The 23,658-nt window shown below is 26.7% G+C and carries 14 protein-coding genes; 1 reads left to right on the top strand and 13 read right to left on the bottom strand.

Annotated features, from left to right (window positions below; genetic code table 11):
* Positions 1 to 365: 365 nt before the first annotated feature.
* The 7 genes from MBFIL_RS07030 to MBFIL_RS07005 all read right to left on the bottom strand — a co-directional run bounded on the left by MBFIL_RS07030 (position 366) and on the right by MBFIL_RS07005 (position 16,389).
* Positions 366 to 722: a hypothetical protein gene (locus MBFIL_RS07030; protein ID WP_066972978.1), complete on the bottom strand. Its 357-nt coding sequence runs from the start codon at positions 720 to 722 to the stop codon at positions 366 to 368.
* A gap of 167 nt (positions 723 to 889) precedes the next feature.
* The gene (locus MBFIL_RS07025) at positions 890 to 1,582 is read right to left on the bottom strand and encodes a hypothetical protein (RefSeq protein ID WP_066972976.1); all 693 of its coding nucleotides are present in this window, start codon (positions 1,580 to 1,582) and stop codon (positions 890 to 892) included.
* 121 nt (positions 1,583 to 1,703) lie between these two features.
* Positions 1,704 to 2,309 carry a hypothetical protein gene (locus MBFIL_RS07020; protein ID WP_066972974.1) on the bottom strand — a complete coding sequence of 202 codons (606 nt, stop codon included), beginning with the start codon at positions 2,307 to 2,309 and terminating at the stop codon, positions 1,704 to 1,706.
* A gap of 409 nt (positions 2,310 to 2,718) precedes the next feature.
* Positions 2,719 to 2,925 (bottom strand): hypothetical protein, encoded by a 207-nt coding sequence (locus MBFIL_RS07015; RefSeq protein WP_157078717.1) that lies wholly within the window; start codon positions 2,923 to 2,925, stop codon positions 2,719 to 2,721.
* Between the two features lie 618 nt (positions 2,926 to 3,543).
* Positions 3,544 to 14,235, bottom strand: coding sequence for an Ig-like domain repeat protein (locus MBFIL_RS07010; RefSeq protein WP_066972970.1), 10,692 nt, complete (start codon positions 14,233 to 14,235; stop codon positions 3,544 to 3,546).
* A gap of 1,645 nt (positions 14,236 to 15,880) precedes the next feature.
* The gene (locus MBFIL_RS10870) at positions 15,881 to 16,057 is read right to left on the bottom strand and encodes a hypothetical protein (protein ID WP_169805516.1); all 177 of its coding nucleotides are present in this window, start codon (positions 16,055 to 16,057) and stop codon (positions 15,881 to 15,883) included.
* 2 nt (positions 16,058 to 16,059) lie between these two features.
* Complete coding sequence (locus MBFIL_RS07005) at positions 16,060 to 16,389, bottom strand: hypothetical protein (protein WP_066972968.1); 330 nt, start codon at positions 16,387 to 16,389, stop codon at positions 16,060 to 16,062.
* Positions 16,390 to 16,777: 388 nt separating this feature from the next.
* On the opposite strand from MBFIL_RS07005, the gene MBFIL_RS07000 reads away from it, so the two are divergent.
* Positions 16,778 to 18,331 carry an ATP-binding protein gene (locus tag MBFIL_RS07000; RefSeq protein WP_066972965.1) on the top strand — a complete coding sequence of 518 codons (1,554 nt, stop codon included), beginning with the start codon at positions 16,778 to 16,780 and terminating at the stop codon, positions 18,329 to 18,331.
* Positions 18,332 to 18,391: 60 nt separating this feature from the next.
* On the opposite strand, the gene MBFIL_RS06995 is transcribed toward MBFIL_RS07000, so the two are convergent.
* From MBFIL_RS06995 to MBFIL_RS06970, 6 genes are all read right to left on the bottom strand, one after another.
* The gene (locus tag MBFIL_RS06995) at positions 18,392 to 18,775 is read right to left on the bottom strand and encodes a type II toxin-antitoxin system VapC family toxin (protein ID WP_066972964.1); all 384 of its coding nucleotides are present in this window, start codon (positions 18,773 to 18,775) and stop codon (positions 18,392 to 18,394) included.
* 2 nt (positions 18,776 to 18,777) lie between these two features.
* Positions 18,778 to 19,062 carry a hypothetical protein gene (locus tag MBFIL_RS06990; RefSeq protein ID WP_066972962.1) on the bottom strand — a complete coding sequence of 95 codons (285 nt, stop codon included), beginning with the start codon at positions 19,060 to 19,062 and terminating at the stop codon, positions 18,778 to 18,780.
* 337 nt (positions 19,063 to 19,399) lie between these two features.
* Complete coding sequence (locus MBFIL_RS06985) at positions 19,400 to 20,038, bottom strand: DUF3800 domain-containing protein (RefSeq protein WP_066972960.1); 639 nt, start codon at positions 20,036 to 20,038, stop codon at positions 19,400 to 19,402.
* A gap of 453 nt (positions 20,039 to 20,491) precedes the next feature.
* Positions 20,492 to 21,901, bottom strand: a complete 1,410-nt coding sequence (locus tag MBFIL_RS06980) for an MFS transporter (protein ID WP_066972957.1) — start codon at positions 21,899 to 21,901, stop codon at positions 20,492 to 20,494.
* A gap of 301 nt (positions 21,902 to 22,202) precedes the next feature.
* Positions 22,203 to 22,583 (bottom strand): type II toxin-antitoxin system VapC family toxin, encoded by a 381-nt coding sequence (locus MBFIL_RS06975; RefSeq protein ID WP_245637476.1) that lies wholly within the window; start codon positions 22,581 to 22,583, stop codon positions 22,203 to 22,205.
* A gap of 5 nt (positions 22,584 to 22,588) precedes the next feature.
* Complete coding sequence (locus tag MBFIL_RS06970; protein WP_066972953.1) at positions 22,589 to 22,825, bottom strand: AbrB/MazE/SpoVT family DNA-binding domain-containing protein; 237 nt, start codon at positions 22,823 to 22,825, stop codon at positions 22,589 to 22,591.
* Positions 22,826 to 23,658: the final 833 nt, after the last annotated feature.

Below are 23,658 nucleotides of genomic sequence, written 5' to 3'. Positions count from 1 at the left end.
GCTGTTTAATAATAGCTAATTTTAGAAGATTAATTTAAATTAAAATCAAAAATTTGAAAAGTTTTGCCCAGTGCTATAAATTAATTAATATTTAAGTTTTTTGATTACTCTTTTCTATAGATTATAAAATAGTTAAAGGATTTTCATAAAGTAATATTTAATCATATGATTCAATTTTATAATGAATACAAGAATATTACAAATTTCTAACTATTATTTAGATGATTAATCAAACCAAATAAATAGGTTATTATTATTATTATTATTACTATTAAAAATAATGATAATAATAATTATGATTATATATTTTTTTAAAATTAGTAATAATAAATGAAATCAGAATAGTTAGTATAATTTTAAAAAATTTAAAATTTTTTATTCTCATTATCTAAGTATTGATGAAATTCATTATCCTTGTGATAATTTTGACCCATTGTTGATTTTTCAGAGTAATGACTGGGAGTTAATTCATTTGAATAGTTTTGATTAGTAGTATTTAAGTGGTTTTGAGATATATTTCCATTATTACTTTCATTTGGATCAATTATTTTAAATATAGAAATAAGAAGAAGTATATATATTACTGTGATTATTGGAAAACTAATCAAAGCCATATCTATACCTAATAAATCTATTAAATACAGATGCAGATAAGACCAAGCAAAAAAAGCCACTACAAAAAGAACAATAGCTATTATAATTTTTAATCCAATTTTAGCCATTTTTATCTCCTCTTTTTAAAAATATTTCTCATGAAATTCATGATAAGTTAACAATAATTACTTATCTCATTGTATTGTTTGTTTAAATGATTTTAATATTTTAATAATACTAATACTATTAATAATATTAATAATACTAATACTATTAATAATACTTTATTTCAAATTTAGCAAATAATTCTGGTAATAGTATCTTCCCAACCATAATCATTTTCAATTGACCCTTCTACAGAAATAACAATTATTTTTCCATCCTTTTCAAATACAAAACAATAAGGAGAATCTCCAATTAGTCCTTTTTTTTCTATTTTATGTCCAAAATGATAACCCAAGAAAATACCATCATTTATTATTAATTTATCATTACTTGATTCAAAATCAGATAAAACATTTTCCAGATTTTTATTTTTATATACTGTTATTGAAATTGTGTATTTATGATAATCATCTTGCCTATTATAATTAATCTCCATCCATTTACAAAGATATTTGTGATAATGAACTTGATCATCCTCCCTTGAATCAGAAAGTACACATTTTTTATTAGGAATATGAAATATTAAATTGTTAATTATCACTTCTTCATTAAAATTGAGATTATTTTCTAAATCAAATAATTCCCATTCAATAGCTTTATTTCTAAATATAAACAAGTGCTCATCATAAGCCCTTTGTATTTCCTCACAAGTCCCTCCATTTTTCAACACCTTTTTAACAGCATTTTCTAAAGCTCCTTGTTGACCAATATTAGATAAAACCTCACGAAGATTATCACTACTTCTCCAAGTTAACCCAACTAATTCATCTACCAACTCCTCTTCAGGTGTTTTTACTTTTTTATCTCTACTAAAAAGACCCATATAACCACATCCCTTTGATTCAAACTTTTGAAAAAAGTTTGAACAAAAGCTATTCCAAAACCTAAGCATTTTAAACATGAAAAATGATTCTATTAATTTTAAAAATCTTGTAAATTGTGTTTTAGTTTATTATATTGATAAAATAGTCTTCCCAGTTATCAAAATTTATTTGTCCATTGTCACAAACAACCATTGGTCCCTGATTTTTCTTTAACACTACATAATAAGGAGTATTTTCAAACCATTCTTTCCTACTAATTAAAAAGGCAGAATCATCACCTAAAGTAACAGTATTTATGTTCCATTTGTTTACTTGAGTCTTAAAATATCCTAAAATATCTTCCAAAGATAGCTTTTTAAAAATAATAATTCTAAGTCTATGTAAATAATTTCTACCATCATCACTAGTCCATCCATAAAGATACTCATTGGAATTTACAAAATCATTTTCCTTTGATCGATTGATTCTATAATTATTTAATCCTTTATGAAAATTCTCATTTACTCCAAGCTTCTCTAATGTTTCATCATAAACTTTTTGAATATCATAAACTGATCCACCATTTTTCCACACTTTTTTAACAGCATTTTCTAAATCCGCCCGTTTAACATTATCCAATAAAACCTCACGAAGATTATCACTACTTCTCCAGGTTAACCCAACTAATTCATCTACTAACTCCTCTTCAGGTGTTTTTACTTTTTTATCTCTGCTAAAAAGACCCATATAACCATTTCCCGTTTATCCTCTTTTTAAATATTTCTTATAAAGTTCAGATAAGCTAATAATTATTTATCTAATATTAATGATTTGTTTAAATAATTTTTAAGAATTTGAAACAAACATTTCAAACTTTTAAAAACGAGAAATCAGAGATTTCTCTAAATTTCCATCACGAAATAAAAGTTTTGTCATGTGCTATTTTATGAAATAAAGATTTAAACACTGATTTCCAGATGTTAAATTGGATTAAATTGCATGTAATAGATTTTTGCAAAAATTTTTTATTTCATTTAAAAATCGAAGATTTTATTAAATTACGAAATCAGTGTCTTAAAATGCTTTTATTAATCTTAATTAATCATTCTTTCAATATATGATAGTAAACGACTTTTTTTAGCATCCCATGACACAGCTACTGTTTTTCCATCTTTTTAAAGACAAATAGTATTGGTTCGGATGTTGAAAAGCCTTTTGCTTTAACTAAATTCCCTGAATAGTTTCCATAGCTAAGACCATCTTCTATTTCCCATTTATCCTTATCCTGCTTATATGGCAACAAAATCTGATCTATCGATTCATTTTTATAGACATAGAATGTGATTGTAGTATCTATATACACTGTATCGTGGTATTCGTTATCATAACCTATCGAAGAAGAAAATCTCTCTTCACCTACATATTCTATAATATATACTGTCTCTGTTAGTTTTTTCAATAGAACTTATGATTGACCTAATACTTAAATATTTCTATTTGGTCTTTAAATTTAATAAAAAAGTGAAATAAAACTTAAAAAAGATTAAAAAGAATAAATATGAATTATAATAGTAAAAGAATTAAATAATAAATCCAGTTTAATATAAACACATGAATGATAAAAATAAGACTATGATAAAAAAATATATTATAAGTAGGAATTATTAAAAAAATAATTGAGATAACAAAATTTTGAATAAAATTAATGAAATAATCAGAAATATAAAACTATACAATTTTTTATTGAAATATAAATTATAATATTTAAATTAGTAAATAATGCATATTCATTGTTTAAGATTAAATTAAAAGAGTTTAAAGAATAAGAATAATAAAAATTAAATATTTAAAAATGATTATTTTTGATGAAATAGCTATTAATAATTGATTAAAATAAATTAAAATAAATATTTATTAAATAATAACATTTTGTATATTTATTATACTTACATTGTATATTTATGTATATTTATAATAATCATTACTTTTTCTTTTCAGGAGTGTATTTTAAAATAGCTATTCCTTTTTTATTGGTTTTAGCTTTTCCAACATATTTTCCAGCAACGTAAAATTTAATATATTTTCCAGCTAAAACTTTTCCTTTCGCATCAATCAACTTAGCTTTTAATATTGTAACTTTGTCATATTTAGTTTTAGTATAGTATATAGTAGTAATTGTTTTTTCTTTAGATTTCTCTTTGTATGTGTAGGTTTTAGATAATTTATTGTATTTATTATCTCCAGCAAACTTGATTTGTAATTTATTGGAAGATTTGATTGTGGTTTTTATAGTAAATTCACCTTTGCTATTAGTTTTGTAATTACCTATTTTTTTACCATTTATGTAGACTGTGAATGTTTTGTTTGGAACTACTTTGCCTTCGCTATTTGTAGCTTTGACTTTTATTGTTTTTTTATCTCCAACAGTTCCAGTTGGTAATTTAGTGTTTAGAGTGATTTTATCTTTGGTTACAGTTACAGTGGATTTTGATGATGTTGAGGCAGCGTAAACACCTGCAGGATCATTGAATGATGAAGTATAAGTTAGTGTACCTGTTTTTGTGGGAGTATAACTAAAGTAAGCTACACCTTTTACATTAGTCTTAGCTGTTCCAATGAGCTTTCCATTAACGTAGAATTTAACCTCTTTATCTGTAATAGGTTTACCATTGCTGTCTTTTAAAATGGATTCTAGTTTAACAGAATTATCAACAGTTGCTATTACATTTAACGTGTGGATTTGGCTTGGAATTGCTTCTGAAATAATACTTATTGAACTATTGTTATTTCCAATATTATTAGTATTATTATTATTATTATTATTATTGGTATTAGTGTTAATTGTAGCAGTATTTTTTATGGTTCCTACACTAATTATTTTTGCATTAATTGTTAGTGTAGCTGTTTTTCCACTACTTAAAGTAGATATGTTCCATAAACCAGTTATATTATTGTAAGTTCCTATGTTAGATGAATAGCTAATGAATTGTAGTTTAGAGTTTAGTTTTTCTAATACATTGAAATTAGAAGCTGTGTTTAGACCATTGTTAGTTATTTTAATTGTGTATGTGATGTAATCTTCAACTAGTGGGTTTCCTGTGATATTACTAGTTTTAACGATGGTTAAGTTCACATCATTAACTGTGAATTTGATACTATCATTTGTTTTATTATTAATATTTGATTCGTTTGTATTAATTTTAGCAATATTTTCTATTTCTCCTAAATCATTAATTTTAGCAGTAATTGTTAGTGTTAGATTATTTCCTGCTTTTAAAGTACCAATAGACCATATACCAGCGTTTTTATCATAAGTGCTTCCATCAGTAGTAGTGTAGTTGATAAATTTTAATTTATCTCCTAATATATCAGTGATATTAACACCATGACCATCAGTTATTCCATTATTAGTAATTATGATTTTATAGGTTACTATATCACCGTAGTGAGGGTTGTTTTGCAAAGTAACATTAGAAATCATGATCATACTAATATTAACATCATTAACACTTATATTGACTGTATTTTTATTGTTACTATTTATATTATTTTCACTCGCTGAAACATTAGCAGAATTACTAATGTTACCTATAGCTATTATAGTAGCATTGATTGTGAGTGTTACTGTTTTACCAGCTGCAAGCTCACCAATAGTCCATAATCCATTAACAGTGCTATAAGAACCTTGTGTTGTAGATGCTTTATTAAGTTTCAACTTAGTATTATTTATTATTTCAGTTACAAGAACTCCAGTAGCCGTAGTAGCACCATTGTTCACTACACTAATGGTATAAATTACAGTATCTCCAAAATGGGCATTGGCACTATTATTAATTCCATTAATGTTAGCTATTTTAATAATACTGATATTGACATTGTTAGGTACAATAAAAGTGGTGCTGTTAGTAGCACTAACATACCGATTATTACCATTAAAAACAGCAACAACATCAACGAAACCAGTTGAATTAACAGGATAATTAATATTCCACTTACCACTAGCATCAGTGGTAGTATTGTAATTAATGCCATTGACAGTTACAACAACCATTACATTACTAATCGCCTTATTATTCTCATCTAACAATGTACCATTAATACTAACACTACTATTCATCTTAACGTTTAGAATAGGATTAATAACTAATGTACTGTTTAAAGCTAAACCATTAAAACTAGTGCTATTTACAGCAGCAGCATAAAGAGTATTACCACTAAACTCAGCAACAACATTAATATTTCCAGATGAGTTAACAAGATAAGTAATACTCCACTTACCACTGTCATCTGTCGTAGCATTATAATTAACACCATTAACAGTCACAACAATCATCACATTAGCAATTGCATTATTAGCCCCATCTAGCAATGTACCATTAATACTAATATTGCTATTCACCTTAGCATTTGAAACATGATTAATGATCAATGTACTGTTTAAAGCTAAACCATTAAAACTAGTGCTATTTACAGCAGCAGCATAAAGAGTATTACCATTAAACTCAGCAACAACATTAATATTTCCAGTTGAATTAACAAGATAACTGATATTCCAATTACCATTTACATCGGTCGTAACATTATAATTAACACCATTAACAGTCACAACAACCATTACATTAGCAATCACATTATTATTCTCATCTAATAAAGTTCCATTAATACTAACACTACTATTCACCTTAGTATCCAAAACATGATTAATAATTAATGTACTATTCAAAGACACTCCAATAAAATTAGTGCTATTTACAGCAGCAGCACGAATATTATTACCATTAAATACAGCAACAACATTAAATAGTCCAGTTGAATTAACAAGATAAGTAATACTCCACTTACCACTGGCATCGGTCGTAACATTATAACTAACACCATTAACAGTCACAACAACTGTTACATTACTAATTACACTATTATTCTCACCAAACAAGGTACCATTGATACTGACATTAGTATTAGTCTTAGTATAAGAAATAGGATTAATAACTAAAGTACTATTTAAAGGCACTCCATTGAAATAAGTTATGTTAGCAGTAGCAGCATAATTACTATTACCAACAAACTCAGCAACAACATTAACTAACTCCTTTGAATTAACAAGATAAGTAATACTCCACTTACCACTGGCATCTGTCGTAACATTATAATTAACACCATTAACAGTGACAATAACAGTAACACCACCAATCGGAACACCCCGCTCATCTAACAAAGTTCCATTAATACTAACACTACTATTCACATTAGTATCTGCAATAGGATTAATAACTAAAGTACTATTTAAAGCCAAACCCTCAAAATAAGTAGCATTGGCAGAAGCAATGTAATTAGCATCACCAACAAACAAAGCCTCAACATTAATAAGACCAGTTAACCCCACATGATAAGTAATACTCCACTTACCACTGGTATCGGTCGTAGCAGTATAATTAACACCATTAACAACCAAATTAATAGTAACACCACCAATCGGAGCACCTCTCTCATCTAACAAAGTTCCATTAATACTAACATTACTATTAACCTTAGTATCCACAATAGGATTAATAACTAAAGTACTATTTAAAGCCAAACCCTCAAAATAAGTAGCATTGGCAGAAGCAATGTAATTAGCATTACCCACAAACTCAGCAACAACATTAATAACACCAGTTAACCCCACATGATAAGTAATACTCCACTTACCACTGGCATTAGTGGTAGCAGTATAATTAACACCATTAACAACCAAATTAATAGTAACACCACCAATCGGAGCACCTCTCTCATCTAACAAAGTTCCATTAATACTAACATTACTATTAACCTTAGTATCCACAATAGGATTAATAACTAAAGTAGTGTTTAAAGGTTCTATGTGAATTGTTGTGCTTGTGTTGATGTTACTTCCATTAAGTATTATTTCATTTGCTGTTACATTTGCAATATTTTCTATTGTTCCAATGTTAGCTATTATTACTTCGATTTCTAGTGTAGCTGTTTGATTAACATGTAAGGTTCCAATATTCCATAAACCAGTATTATTGTTATAAGTTCCTGTTGAGGAGTTGTATCTAATGTAAGTTAATTTAGAATCTAAGATATCATATACATGTACACTACTTGCATTATCTAAACCATTATTTTTAACATTAATGATATATTTAACATGATCACCAACATGAGCTATGTTAAAACCTGTGACATTAGTGACATTAGATATTTTAGTGATGTTTAGATTAACTGCTGGTAATATTGTAATTGTTACTGTGGAATTTATACTTGGATCAACAAGTGCTTCAATAGCTGTTACATTAAATGCAGTGCTGTTTATTGTTCCTGACTTAATAGCTTGAACAATCATGTGTAGTGTTACACTTGTTTTACCTGCAATATCTCCAACAGCCCATATACCTGTTGTGTTGTTGTATGATAAACCTCCAGTCACATTCAGAAGTTTAAAATTATCACCAACGAAATTAGTGAAAGTAACATTAGATGCGAGATCATTACCATTATTCGTTATAGTTATTGTAAAATTAATAGTATCATTATTCAAAACATTAGTTACATTAGCAACTTTAAGGATTGAAAGATTAAGAAGCATTGAAAGATTTAAAACTATATTTTCATTATCACCAACCGCTTCTAAACTATAACTGGTACCTGAAGTTAAATTAACATTATAAGAATAATTACCTCTTTGCTCAACACCATTCAAAGAATGAATAGTACCATTAGTAGTAGTAGTAGTAACATTAATAGTATAATTCCAGTTTATATTAACTAAAAAGAAAGGTAATACACCATAATCTACAAAACTAGTAGTATTACTAAGATTATTGTACAATAAAAATTTATATGACAAATTAACAACACCAGAAGAAGTGTAATGAGTACTATTTATAATAGTATTATATAAATTCGCAGATAACTCTATAACAAACCAATTACTCAAATTAATGCCATTAACTAAAGGAATATTATTACCCCACCAATTAAGATTTGCATTGGTGTTTATACCACTATTATTTAAAGCCAGTGTGTTATTTACAAATCTATTGTAGTTAATCACTGAATCTTTAGCTGTGAGATTAACAATAATAGCATCATGATTATTTAATATATTGGAACCCTTAGCATTAGATTTATTTCCAAGAATAAGAATAGCTATAGAATTATTTGTAATATTAGAATTAATTATGCTGTTATTTATCCCGTCCATTGTAATAGCTACTCCACTAGTGTAGTTGGAAATTGTGGAATTTAAAATAGTGTTATTGTTTGAATATTGAGTAAAGATAAAACCATTAAGGTTATTGATGTTGTTAAGGTGGTTAATGTAGGATTCATTCACAATGTAGTTAGAATTATTTCCACTGATTCCTATTGCATGTACATTATCTGTTATGACATTATTATTTAAACCAGTCATTAAGCCCTCAATTGTGTAATTGATATTGGAAAATACAAATTCAACAGCTATTCCATTATTTTTAAAATTATTATCAATTAAATTAAAGTCAGTTAAATTAGTTGCAAATCCTTGAGTATTATTTTCAAAATTAGAATTAGTAACAGAGGAATTAGTAGCTTTAGAGAAAATAGCTCCACCAATAGAAGCAGAGTTATTGGTGAAATTAGAATTATTTGCTCTGAAATTGTTAGGTAAAATAATGTTTCCATAATCCCCATTACCATTTCCAACACTTATTAAAAATAAAGAACCTAAAGTTGAAGCTGTGTAATTACCATTACCTGAACCAACATAGAAATACCTATTAGAGCTAGTGTAGTTGTTGATAGTGTTTGTGTAATCTCCATTACCAGCACCAACAAATGAAAAACTACCAGCATAGCCATAAGCATAATCTCCATTTCCAGAACCAATATATGCTAGTCCTATTTGATTAGAACGATCGAGGAAGATAGCTCCACCAAGAGGAGCAGAGTTATTGGTGAAATTGGAGTTGTTAAGATTGAAATAAGTACCATTGTTGTAAATAGCTCCTCCATTATTGTTTGCTGAATTGTTTGTAAACTCTGAATTGAGTATGGTTAGGTTGAGAGATAGTTGTTGGTAAATAGCTCCACCGTCATCATCAGCATGGTTGTTAATGAATTTGGAATTTTTGATTGTGAAGTTATTAGAGTTGTTTCCAGTGATGTAAACAGCTCCACCACCATTGTTGGTACCTATGCCTTGTGCAGAGTTGTTAACAAAGTTAGATTCTGTGATGGTAAAATTAGCGGCACCAGTGTTGTAAATTGCTCCAGCATTGCTTGTTGCAGTGTTATTTATAAAATTAGAGTTGTTTACTTTAAAATTAGTGCCTGCTGTGTTGTAAATAGCAGCACCAAGGTTTGCAGTGTTGTTTGTGAAATTAGATTGTAAAACAGTAAAATTATTTGCTGTGTTGTAAATAGTGCCTCCATATCTAGCATAATTAGAATCAAATATAGAGTTATTTACATTGAAGTTAGTTCCTGTGTTGTAGATAGCAGCACCATAGTTACTGACATTGTTATTTTTAAATGATGAATTTGTGATTTTAAAGTCAGCAACATTGTAGTTGTAGATAGCACCTCCATATCCATTAGCATTACTGTTACCTGTAGCAGAGTTGTTAATAAATGTGGAGTTATTGATTACGGTTTTTGTAACTGTGTTATAAATCGCTCCACCGCCAGTGTTGCTACCAGTACCATTAGCACTATTGTTTTCAAAATATGATACATTGATAGTTAAAGTGGAACCACCACTCCATATTGCTCCACCTCCATTGTTATTTATAGTCTCTTGAATCTTATTGTTAGTGAAGTTAGAGTTGTAAATGGTTAAATTGTTGGTAGTATGTCTAATTGCCCCACCTTGAGTAGCAGAATTATTGTTAAAAATGGAGTTATAAATTAGACCATTGGATCCTCCGTTATGGATTGCTCCACCACTAGAAGCATAATTATCTGAGAAATTAGAGTTATTTAAAATAAAACTTGGACCTGTAGCTCTGATTGCGCCTCCTTGGCTTGTTGCAGTATTATTTATAAAGCTAGAATTAATCACAGTCAAAACACCACTACCATAAATTGCACCACCAGAAACACTTACAGTGTTGTTAGTAAATTTAGAGTTAATAACTGTTATATTGGTTGTAGATCCACCATAAATCCCACCGCCATTGGCACCATTAGCATTTACAAAACTCATATTGGTAAAATTAACATACACATTACTACCTAAATAAAAGATAGTGGAATTTCCTAAAGCATCAATCACAACATCCACTTCATGATCCACAGGATTTTCACCTAAACTTGTGTAAGCTATGAAAGTGAGATTTTTAGAAATGGTTAAATTAGTGTTAGCCATTAAAAAACCATTGTTTGGAATGTAATTGTTGTTGTAGTTACCAGTTGCAATGTGTATTGTTCCACCACTAGAAATCAGATTTAAAGCAGTTCCAATACTTTGAAGAGCATATTCCCAACTAGTTCCATTATTATCATCATTTCCACCAGTAGAATTCACATAAAGATCCAAAACAGGATCAACACCTTCTAAACTCAAATAAATATTCTCATAATCAATTGTTCCGAAAAGTGTGGCGTTAGGTGAAGAATTGGTTAGTTGAATAGTAGGAGAGCTATAAAGATTTCTCCAGTCTTGATTTATAGAGGAGTTAGATCCACTAGAGTTAAGAGTAAGGTTGACTGAAAATGCAGGTAATCTTGAAGCGTTAATTCCATTAAGAGGACCATTTAAATCTAAATCTACAGCATGTAAATCTAAAGTATAGTAAAGATTAAAATCATAATATTTAAGATACTTTTCAGTTCTATTTACAAAACTTGCATTATTATTAGGAGTATTTAAATACAATGTAAGAACAAACCAAAAACCAAAAACACTAGTCCCTCCAGTGTTAAGAATAAGACTACTTATATTTGTATTTCGACCCCACCAATTATAATTAAAATCGTTACCAATACCCCTATTAATAAGATAGTAAGAAGAACCAGTAGGATTGTTAACAATACGATTAAAATTAATGAATGAGTTTATAGCATCACTATATATAGAATAAGTATTGTTGAATATATTGTTTCCAGTGATATTATTCGCATATCCAGTCATATTAATTGCCACTGCATTGTTAGTAATTGTGGAATTGAGAACAGTAGTATTGTTTCCTAAAACTAAGATAGATACATTGTTATTTGTCAAATTAAGATTATAAAGAGTATTATTTTTCGCTGTAGTGTTTACAGTAATTACCACACCATGAAGATTAGAAAAATTGGAATTAATAATCCTATTACCTGTGGTATTTACAGAGGGACGAGCAGTGAAAATTATAAACCCCGTATTGTAAGTATCCAATATAGATTCGTTAAGATAGGTATAGTTACAGTAATTACCACTTATTCCATAGGAATAGTTATTATCTTTTATCTCAGTTCCATTAATAGTAAAATTATTAACTGAAATATTAGAATTATTATGACAAAATTGTATTGCAATTGTGTTATTATATATTAGTGTGTTAATAATTTGTAAGTTTGTTGTGCTAAATCCAATAGCTTGAGAATTATTTATAAATTCAGAATTATTTATAACAGTATCCCCTGATGTATAAATCCCTCCCCCATAATAAGCATTATTACTATTAAAAATAGAATTATTAATATTCAAAGTTCCTAAATTATATATAGCTCCACCATAACTACTAGAAATAGCATTATTATCAACAAAACTAGAATTAAAAACAGTTATATTAGCAGTACTTTTACCAGCACCTGAACCATAAATAACACCACCAAAACTAGCAGAATTATTAATAAAAGTAGAATTAAAAACACTAAAATTATTACTAGCATAAATAACACCACCATAATTAGTTGCAGTATTATTAATAAAACTAGAATTACTCACACTAAAATTAACACTATTCATAGTATAAATAGCACCACCATGAGTAGCAATATTACCACTGAAACTAGAATTACTCACACTAAGAGTATTATTAATAGTATAAATAGCACCACCATAACCATTTGCATTATTAGCACTAAAACTAGAATTACTCAAACTAAAATTACCAGAATTATAAATAGCACCACCATAACTATTTGCATTATTAGCACTAAAACTAGAATTACTCACACTAAAAGTACCATTATAATTATAAATAGCACCACCATAACTACTAGCATTATTACCAATGAAACTAGAATTACTCACACTAAAATTACCATTATAATTATAAATAGTACCACTACTTGCATTATTAGCACTAAAACTAGAATTACTCACACTAAAATTACCACCATTAACAGCACTATAAATAGCACCACCTACACCATTACCATTACCAATGAAAATAGAACCCAGCACACGACAATTACTACTATTACCATTATTATTTATAGCACCACCATTAGTTGCAATATTACCAGTGAAAATAGAATCAACCACACTAAAATTATTGGTATTCAAATTAATGATAGCACCACCAATATAACCTTTATTATCAGTGAAATTAGCATCAACCACACTAAAATTAGCACCACCAGAATTACGAATAGCACCACCCTCACTACTAGCATTATTACCAGTAAAAATAGAATTAAGTAGTATGGTAAAATTAGCACCACCAGAAGTATAAATAGCGCCTCCATTAGCTGCAGCATTATTAATAAAACTAGAATTGATTATAGTAAAATTATTACCATTATTATTATAAATAGCACCACCATAACCACTATTAGCTGCAGTATTATTAATAAAACTAGAATTGATTATAGTAAAATTACTACCATTATTATTAAAAATAGCACCACCATAACCACCATTAGTTGCAGTATTATTAATAAAACTAGAATTAATCACACTAAAATTAGCACCATAACGATTATAAATAGCTCCTCCATTATTCGCCTTATTAGCACTAAAATGAGAATTAATCACACTAAAATTAGCACCATAATAATTATAAACAAAACCACCATTATTAGTATTATCAGTGAAATTAGAACTAATCACACTAAAATTAGTACCATTATTATTATAAATAGCACCATTTTGATTATTAATATTATCAGTGAAAGTAGAATTAATCACCCTAAAATTAGCACCATTATTATAAATAGCACAACCTATAGTACCCTTATTACCCTTAAAAACAGAATCAATCACACTAAAATTAGTACCATTATTATAAATAGCACCACCATTAGTAGCATTATTACCTATAAAATTACAGTTATATATGGTCACATGAGAATTTCTACTGTATATAGCACCACCAATATCGTTACTACTATTTACAAAGCTTAAGTTTGTTAATGTTACACTACCTGTGCCAGAGATATTAAAAATTCCCCCAAGATTTCCTGCATCTATTATTACAGAGTTTGGTGAACCATTACCTTGAATTGTAAGATTTACACTTGCTGTAATATTATTTCTAATATCATTAGTTTTATTATATATTCCTTCATTTAAAGTCAAAATATCATTTGACTGAGGATTACTATTTATTGTGGCTATTGCATCATTAATCCCTCCAGCATCACCAGGATTTAAAATATAATCCGCAGCACTAACACCAGAAACTAAAAAAATAGGTAATAAAATAATAATAATTAAAACTACAATCTTCTTGAAATTAAACCCATTATGAAACTTCATAAAAACACCATTTATAAATCTTTTTAAAGCCCTTTTTTGCCCTTTTTTATCCTTTTTTATATAATATACATTAATTATAATAATTATTTAATTAATATCTCAAATACTCAATTTTTTTATGATTTTTTTTTAAATTTAAAAATTTTTTTTAAAATAACGAGAAATATAAGAAAATATCAAAAGAATAACAGAATATGAAATTACATCATAACTTTTTAAAAAAAAAATAACAAATTATGAAAGAATTAATTAACCTATAGCTATTTTCTATATACATAATTAATTAATAATTCCTATTATATATTCATGATATTTAATACTATTATTATATATTGTAATATATAATATATATATTTAACTGTTCATGATAATATAAATTATTCAATGAATACAAATTTATTAAATACTATATATAGAAAATTTTATAAGGAAAAAAGAAAATAGTTACAATGTTTAAGAGTGAAATATGTGTTTAAGGGTGTTTAAGGTGTTTTAAATAAAATATTAACATGAGAACGATTATTCATTCATTTAATAATAATAATAATAATAATAATAATAGATAAATTAAGAGATACTAAGTTTAATTTAAGATATTTACCACAATTATTACAAGGATATTGTTTAAAATAGAATTTTTTATCTCCTGTTTGGTTTATCAAATAAATTTATAATAATTAAAGGTGATTTAAATTAAAAATAGGTTAGTATTAAAATCAATCTAAAGCTAGGGAAGATAACTATTGTTCTTAAAAAAGTATAGTAAAGCATAACTACTATACTTTAAAAAGTATAGTTAAATTAATTCACTATACTTTAAAAAGTACAAACATTTATATTATAGCATAATTTTTATAAAAGATTATGAAAATCCAAATAATAAATTAAATGGTGAAGATATTGTATTGGATAGTTTTAATATAACTGGAAGTGGAAATTCAAGTGAAAAAGCTAAAAATTTATTGGGGTAAATGTTACTTTCTCAAATCCTTATGCTGATAGCTGGAATATACTATCCGATGGAGTGAATTAATTATGGTTCAGTCTATCATTATAATGAAAGTTATTACTTCGGAGAAAATGGAACTTCTGGACTTCTTGAACATCACACTAGCTACTCTGCACCATTTAAAAATATGAAACAAACTTTTAAAAAAAGTTTGAACAAAAGCTATTTCAAAAAATAATCAATTCAAATTAAGAAATGCTTTTACTAACATGAAACAAACGTTTCAAACTTTTAGAAAAAGTTTGATCAAAAGCTATTTCCATAAATAAAGCATTTTAATCATTAATTATGCTTTTACTAACATTAAATACTTTAAAACTGGAGATACAATTACAATTGATGATTATTTATCTCAGAAAAAATATATTTATGAAATTACTAAAATTAATGATATAAAGTAGGATTATAAAGTAAATCCTATAAAATTCCTTTCTGGATCTTATAATCTAACACTTGCAACATGTTGGTCTCCAGGAAAGAGGCTGCTTATCAAGTTCATTGTAAATTAATAGCTATTGAAAATATTTAAATAAGATTTAATATAGACATGTGTTTTAGAGAAGTAAAAGGGGAGATATAAAACAGAAAATAATGAGAATTAGATTAAATCAGATAAATCTTAAATCATGACAATCCTTATTTAATAAATTTTAGTTTTCTATCAATATAACACATAGCATTATCTTTTAAAATTACTCTTTGTGCTTTATGCCTTCCAGATTTAACTATAACTACAGCATCAGTTATTTTTCTAGCTTCAGCAACTAAACGATTACCTTTTATTATTGTTCCCTTCTCTGTGTAAGTAGTCATTATTAAACTCCTAAACGTCCTTCTTTTTCCAATTCATCAGTTATCTTAATAACTAACTCTAAATCAAGCTCTAAGTTTTCAGCTACTTCAGATATGTATGATTCTTGATATTTTCTAAAATATCCAAGAACTTCTTTTTTAGCAGTATCATAATCAATATCTTTTAACCGTATTATGTTAATTGATTTTAGCTTATCCCTTACAGCTTCCCTGACAAAATCAGAACTATTTAAATACATTCCAGCATTTATAATTTCTTGTATTGCCTCATATTCAATATTGGTTAATTTTGTCCCTAATGTCTTATTTTTTCCTTCATCTGCACTTAGCATATTTAGTTATATATAGTTAACAATATATAAATTTATCTCAAAAATATCAAAAATATTCATTGTAAATTAATAGCTATTAGAAGTATTTAAAATAAGATTTAAAATAGGCATATGTTTTAAAGAGGTAAAGTAGATATAAATAATAGTTATTTTCTCTTTATAAAGAATAAACCTTTAATTTGAGAGATTTTTCTTAATCATGGGATTTAATTTTCCTAAAAATATTCTATAATTTAATTTTTATTATATTTTATAATAATTAATATCACATAGTTAACAATATATTATTACTAAATTCTAATATATATAATAATAACATCAACAATTATATAAACAATCAAAAACAAAAATAAGTAAAAGAATATAGATAAATAAGAGGTAAAAGATTATGCAGAAATTACCTGTAGGTAGACAAGACTTCACTACAATAAGGGAAAACAATTATTTATATGTGGATAAAACAAAATATATCCACAAAATGATAAAAAGTGGAGATATAAATTTTCTATCAAGACCACGACGTTTTGGAAAGTCATTACTTATCAGTACTTTAAAAGAGCTTTTTAAAGGAAATAAAAAGCTTTTTGAAGGATTATATATTTATGATAAATGGAATTGGGAGGAAGAATATCCAGTAATACAGATAGATTTAGCTGGGGGAACTTATAATACCTTAAATGATTTGGAAGCTAAACTTAAAGATATTATCAACAGAATAGCTAGGGATTTTCAAGTAAATATATACAGTGAATCATTAGAAGAAAAATTCACAGATTTAATCAGTGAGATTTCTAAAAAAACAGATAAAAAGGTGGTTGTTTTAGTTGACGAATACGATAAGCCTATTATCTCAAATCTTCAAAATAAGAATTTAGACGAAATTCAAAAGAAATTAGGAAGTTTTTATGAAGTTTTAAAAACAAATGATCAGTATATTAAATTTATTTTTATAACTGGAGTGTCTAAGTTTGCTCAGGTGTCTGTTTTTTCAAAATTAAATCATGTAGATGATTTAACACTTATTAATGAGTTTAACTCTATCTGCGGATATAGTCAAAAAGAATTAGAGGATAATTTCCAACCATTTATTCAAAAATTAGCTGATAAATTCCAAATATCTTATTCTCATACTTTAGATAAACTTAAATCATATTATAATGGCTATAGTTGGAATGGTGAAGATAGAGTATATAATCCTTATTCTACACTGCTGTGTTTTAAGCATGGTGAATTTGCTGAGGAATGGTTTAATACAGGTACTCCAAGTGTTTTAGCTGATTATCCCATGGGTGCTTATAGTCTTAAATCTATTGCTGATCCAAATAGAGTTAGTTATAATGAACTTAAGAATCCAACAACTGAAAATATTAAGGAAGAAGTGTTATTGTTTCAAACAGGATATTTAACTGTGGATAATGTGGAAGTTGGTGAACGTGCGAAGTTTTATGATTTAAAAATTCCTAATTTAGAGGTTGAAACTGCTCTTTTTGAAAATCTCATAGCTCGATACTCTAAAATTTCTTTTAATGATATTTTAGATTATGCAAGTAAACTTTTAAAATATACAATTGATGGAGATTGCAAGAAAATAAAAGAAACACTTGGAGATTATCTGTCCCCAATACCTAGTAATTTAAGAGGACAAGATGAAAGATACTACCATGTACTTGTATTCATGTTATTATACTCAGCAAAAATACATGTTCACAGCGAAGTACATGGCTATAAAGGAAATGCAGATCTAATAATTGAAGAAAACGACAATGTAATAATAATTGAGTTTAAACAAAGTAACAAAAGCTCACTTAACTACATGATAAATGAAGCATTAGAACAAATAGAAACACAAGAATATGGAAGACAATACAAAAATAAAAATATAATTAAAGGAGCTATCGTATTTAGAGATAATAATATTGGATGTAAATTAATCAAAGAATAATTATTTAGACACTGATTTCGCAAAACGATAAGAAATATTTTCTCAATTAGGGTAGAAATATTATCCTATTCTTTTTATATCATTGAATATGTCAAATCCTTTATCAAAGCTAGCTATTTCTTTAATTCCATTTTCAATCATTGTAACGTGATGTAAATTGTCAAAAAAACCAATTTCATTACTTAAACAATTTTCAACTGCTTTATTATGGTTTTCTAAATCTTCTAAGATGATTATATTGTTTAATATTTCATTATAATATTTCTTTATATCATGACTTTTAACATTTTTCTTTCTTAAAACAGTTAAAAATTCATATAAAGTCATTATATTTATTACTTTTTTATCATCACCTATATATTCCCATATTTTCATTGCTCTTCTATGATGTTTGTCTTTTTTAACATAAAATCCTATTAAAAAGCTTGTTTCTAAAAATATCATGTTTAAAACCCTGATTTATCTAGGTAAATACTATTTTTTAGTTTTACTGCATCTGTTTCATCCTTTAATACTATTCCTCCAGCTGTCATTTCAGTTTTTACAAATCCTTCTACTTGTGGTAAGGTATTGGCTATGTTTTTGCTTGTTACTTTATCTTCTGGATTCATGGTTTCTTTTACTAAATCAGCAATTATTTTAGATTTACTTTTACCTGTTTTCTTTTTTAAATTTGAAATTTGATTTATAACATCTATAGGCAGATTATAGGTTACTTTTTTAGTTTCCATATACTTAACCTCATTCTAATATTTTTATTATTGTTACAATAATATTAATTATGGTTTTTATTTTATTTAAATTTAGTTATTGATTTAGAATTATTGGAAGATTAACAAATATAAAAACCAATCCCATAGCGAAACAATAATCTAACTAAATATCTTCGAACCATTATTATGTATTTTAGTGTATTCAGTTACATGTGATTAATGTTTATTTTATCAAACAAAAAATTTATATAATATAATAAATATAATATATAGTATTGTCTGCGTAAGGCCTTATAGTTCCGTTGCCCGCTGGTGGCGGATCCTTATTGGATAATGTGGCTATAGGGCACGGACACTACTTATATTTATATATGATATGATTTTTATCAATTATTTTAAAAAATTCACTATTTTTTCTATCAAAGTGTTGAAAACAACTACTTGCAATTAAATCAGCAAATTGTAATCCTCTAATTTTTTCAGATGAATTTTGAGATATATTACACTTCTCATTAAATTTAGCTAAATCGCCCAATATTTCTTTTTGAATAAACTTTATATAATTTGAAGGAAAACATTGATCTATTTTCAAATCAAAAGATTTCTGGATATTTATTTCTTTTAATAAGTAAATTACCATTTCTGCATAATTCCTATTTTTATTAGATTTAGCTGAAAATAAATGTTTACAATCTTTTTTATGTGTTACAAGTGAGTAAGCTTTAAAATTGAGTTTATTAAGTTCCTTTAAAAAATAAATCTTTATTTCTGGAGGTAATTTATAAAATTTAAGTTCATTTATATTTTTCAATTTGCGTTTAAGTTTATTCTTTCTAGCTTTTTTGATTATATTCTCTAATTTTTTAAGATCTTCTGAATTAATCATTAAAATACTAATAACAAAGTATTCAGAATCCAATCCTAAGTCCCCACTTTCATCTAAGAATAAATAATAAGAATATTTTTTCATAATATCACTGCTGTGTTTGTGCATAAAGTTTCTCTATACTATATACATGACATCACTGCACCCGCAACGAAAAGTTTATATAATAGTAATATTTTTATTATATATAGTATTAAAAAGTATTATTACTATGATAAAAAGATTTAATAAATACTAATCGTCATTAAATTGAAAAATGTCTGAATGAGCAAAGTTCATATGATGTGACATTCTAATCTAGAGCATGCTCTATTGCCTCATTCATTTTTAGAAGACATCTGAAAGGTGGTTATGCAGATTCATTTTTTGAACCATATATATGTAGGGTTTAAAATTTGGATTGTTTAATTTTTCCATAATTCCATACTCATATTATGTTAGTCAGTAGTATTTAATAGTTAAACGAGAGCATTTGAAAAGTAATATATTATACTGAAATTAATCAAAAAAAGCATTAATAACCAAGTATATTATGTAATAAATAAAAAATGAAAATACTGATTACTCAGTATTCAACTGATTTTTTGAATTTATCCCAACAACAGAAAGTACAACAGCTATTATACAAAAGACCGTTGATATTATACATGTGGTCTGTAAACTTTGAATTAATAAGGGATAGTACTTTGGAATAATTTGAACAGAACCTAATATAAATGCTAATATAACAGTTAACATTCCTAAAGAAAGAGTTTGACCTATAACTCGAGCTGTAGACACTGTTGCAGAAGCTATTCCTGTGAATTTTCTTGGAACTGAACTCATTATTGCATTTGTATTTGGGGAAGTGAAGAGTCCTAAACCAATTCCTTCTAAAACCATAGCTATTACAATTAACTCTAATGGCATATCTCCACTTAAAAATGATAAAATAGCTAAAGATGCTCCGACAAATAGCATTCCTATTGCAGAAAGTATTTGAGGATCAATTTTATCTGAAACTCTACCTGAAATTGGAGCTATAATTGCCATAAGCCCTGGAGTTACAATTAAAAATATTCCTGCTGTTTGAGGATCCATTCCTTTAATATATTGCAAGTAATAAGTTAAAATATAAGTTACAACAAATGTAGCTAAATAAGAAATAAGGGCTGCAGCAGTAGATGAAGAAAACTTAGTATTTTTAAATAGCTTAACTTCAAAAACAGGAATCTTTTGTCTTAACTCATATAATACAAATGCTACAAGTATAATTAAACCAATAGCTGTTAAAACAACCCCATGTAATTCATTTATAATTGTAAATCCATATATTGCAAGTAAAATACCTACTCCATACAATAAAGTTCCAATATAATCAAATGGTTCTCCTTTAGATAATACCCATTCTTCAGGTACTTTTGAATATCCGATGATTAAATTAAGGATTAAAAAAGGAATAATTAAATAAAATATCCATTCCCAGCCAAGTAAATTAGTTATTACTCCTCCAAGAACTGGTCCTAGAGTAAGACCAATGTAAACACTTGAAATATTCATTCCCAATGCTTTTCCTCTTTCTTTTGGTGGCACAGCCTGAGCAACAATTGCAAAGGTTGATACAGATATCATTGTAGAACCTATTCCTTGAACAGCTCTAAATAGCAATAAATACCATGGAGAAGGAGATAATGCTGCTCCAAGGCTACCTATTCCTATAATCCCAATACCTAAAAATAAAAATTTCTTCAATCCAAATTTTCCACATATCTTACCAAAGGGTACTGAAAGAATAGCTACAGTTAAAAGAAAAATTGTTGCTATCCAATTTTGAAAGATAGCATTAATATGAAATTGAATAGCTATTGAAGGCAAAGCTACAGTTATTGCTGTAATTACAAATGCAGAAAAAAAGGTAGAAAATGCTGCTATAAATAAAACATATTTTTTTGATGAATCTCTTACAATTCCATCATCTTTATTATTTTCCATAAGCAAAACCTCTTTATTAATTAAAATCATCTATCAAACTTTTGAAAAAAGTTTTATCATATTATTAAATATTATTAAAGACATATATAATTTTGGTTTAATTTTAGTAATTTGGACAAAATGTAAAATATTATAGGAATAATTCAAAACAAGAAACTGTTAATCGATTATGAGAATATAGTAAATATCAATACTCTTAAAAATTGATTAAAAACATTATTTATAAATATTAGGTTTTTGGAATAGAAAAAAGGAAAGAGGAGTTAAATTTATAATTTGGGAGTTCATGGAAAATTGTATTTTAATGTATTCTCACTATCCCATCTACTTTGTCGAAATCATCATCAAAAGATACTATTTCATAGATTCCTAATTTTTTCATTATTTCAACACTTAATGAATCTGCTAAAGATAGTGTTCCATCATACTTTACTAAAGTATTCATTGCTTTTGTATATAATTCCCTATCCACATCATAAATTTCATAATTGTCAAGTATATGATAATATATATTTTTACTTTCTTTTGCTCCAACTTTACTTGCTACTAATGTTGTTATTTCGGATATTAATAAATCACTTAGTATTTTATCTTGTTTATAAACATCTGAGGATATTTTAACAGCCTGATCATGCCATTGATCATTGGTAACATAAATTCCCACTAAAAAGTTTGCATCCACTAATATCAAATATTTTCCCCTCGTTCAATCTTTTTTTGTAATTTGACACTATTAATTGGTTCTTTAGCTGTTACTTTTCCGAGTATATCTTTTAGTGTAGATTTTTTCCTAAATTCAAGTTCTGGTTTTCCATTTAGATTAATACTCCATTCAATAATATCATCAGGCTTTAGATCAAATTTTTTTCTAATTTCGGAAGGTACAACAGTTTGATTATTTTTGTATAATTTTGTGCTTGTCATTTAAAATCACCTATTAATATATTGATCCCTATTATATTTAAAATCACCTATAAAAAAGAATACTACCTCTTAAAATAATACTAACTTTTAAAAATTTAGTGAAACATGATGTTTTTAAACAATTAGATGGCTATAATGAACTGTCAAAAGTGTAATAATCTTCCCTTATTAGATATGGTTTGAATTTGTTTTTATTAAAAGAATAGTTTCGACCCATTAAACTCCTATACTTATTAATTATATTTTTATTTTTCACCTAATTTTTAAAATATATCACTATTTAAGTGTAAATAAGACAAGTTTAAAAACGTTGAAAAAAATAGCTACAATTTAATGTTAATTTAGTACGATTGTCTTGAAAACTCTTTAAAAACTTTATTAACGAGTTTTGTTAATTAAAGGAGATCTTCCATAATTCATTGATTAGTTAATTGATATTTATTGGTTTATATTGTGATTATGAAGTAATATTAAGTTAAAATAAGGATTATTATTTAGTTTATTGGGTTTTAAGTGGTTTATGTTTGTTGATTGTTTTTTAGTAAAGTTTATTAATCTTTGTGTTGAAATATGATTTTATGCATTAATGACTTTAATAATCTTTTTTTTATTAAGTTTTTGTGCATTTATTATGAAATTTGTATTAATAAATTAGTGCTTTTGTATGAATTATGTTTTGATAAATGGCATACTGACTAAGGGATAATTATTTAGACATGTATGGTTTTATACTATGTTTATTTATGTTTTTTCTAGTATATTGTGTCTTTTAGATTTCTTGTTCGTATTGTATTGTATATTGCATTTCTGATGTTTATTTCATTAGTTGCAGC

It is taken from the genome of Methanobrevibacter filiformis (assembly GCF_001639265.1).
Taxonomy (GTDB): domain Archaea; phylum Methanobacteriota; class Methanobacteria; order Methanobacteriales; family Methanobacteriaceae; genus Methanacia; species Methanacia filiformis.
The sequence above is the reverse complement of the archived record's forward strand: the minus strand, read 5'-3'. Positions and strand labels throughout refer to the sequence as shown.